Raw genomic sequence first — 904 nt, 5'->3', positions numbered from 1 at the left:
TTGATTGCCCTGCCACCAAAGCAACGCTCTTATCTGCATTAAAGTATTGATAAGCAGGATGTGCGTTTGCGTTGTACATTGAGTATGACATGTCAACCTTATGCGACAAGATATGCTTAGCCCCAACTAAAATAATTGCCTCACCCTCTCCATCTAATTGCATTTTTTTACGCTCTTGAACATGATCTTTCCAAGCATCTCTAGCAATAAGGAATGTTTTTTTACTGCTTATTAACTGGTACATAGAGGAGGTCGCTTGCGCTAATTCCTCTAGATCTCTTTTATTTAAACTCGGAAGCACCGCCGAAAGAAGACTTCTTAACCTGTCTATATTATCAATAAGAGTTGTAGGTCTACTATGTCTAGATCTAGGTCTATTTGAAGTATCCTCTAAAATAACATTGGAAATCTCAATAACATCGGTAAATAGATCTATAAACAACTTTTTCCCTGATGCTCTATCGTGAGCCTCGCCAACCCAAAGGTCTTTTAACCATCCATGATGCATACCACCCCTTAGCTCACTTACCCCCTGATCCCAAGAGATTGTTTTAACTTTTTTCTGTGGTCTTTGTGACATTCCAAAGGTGCCAGGCTGTTGTTGGGGCTCCATATCTATTAATTCTTTATCCAGCTTTTCTTGTGCTCTTTCTTCCCGTTTTTCTTGCTGTTTTTCCTCGCCCAGCCTTTTTCTTTTTTTCTTTGATACTTGCTCTGCTTCTCTTTTTTCCATCATTCTGCTATCTTCAGGCACTTTATCACCTTGAACCACTCTACCCTCACCATTCACACCAACATATCCTTTATGGCCCTCGACTTCAGTAGGTATACCCTTGTTCTGTAAACTTTCTTTCAAATTTGACACAAAACTGTTACCGTTGTTGCCACACTTATCTGAATGGCA

General features: G+C 39.7%; 1 protein-coding gene. It reads right to left on the bottom strand.

From position 1 onward, the window contains the following. Nucleotides 1–865, bottom strand: an 865-nt coding sequence (locus BBROOKSOX_RS11810) for a hypothetical protein (protein WP_180324069.1), incomplete at its 3' end; no start/stop codon positions are given. Between the last annotated feature and the right edge of the window lie 39 nt (nucleotides 866–904).

The organism is bacterium endosymbiont of Bathymodiolus sp. 5 South (assembly GCF_900128535.1).
GTDB lineage: Bacteria > Pseudomonadota > Gammaproteobacteria > PS1 > Pseudothioglobaceae > Thiodubiliella.
The sequence above is the reverse complement of the archived record's forward strand: the minus strand, read 5'-3'. Positions and strand labels throughout refer to the sequence as shown.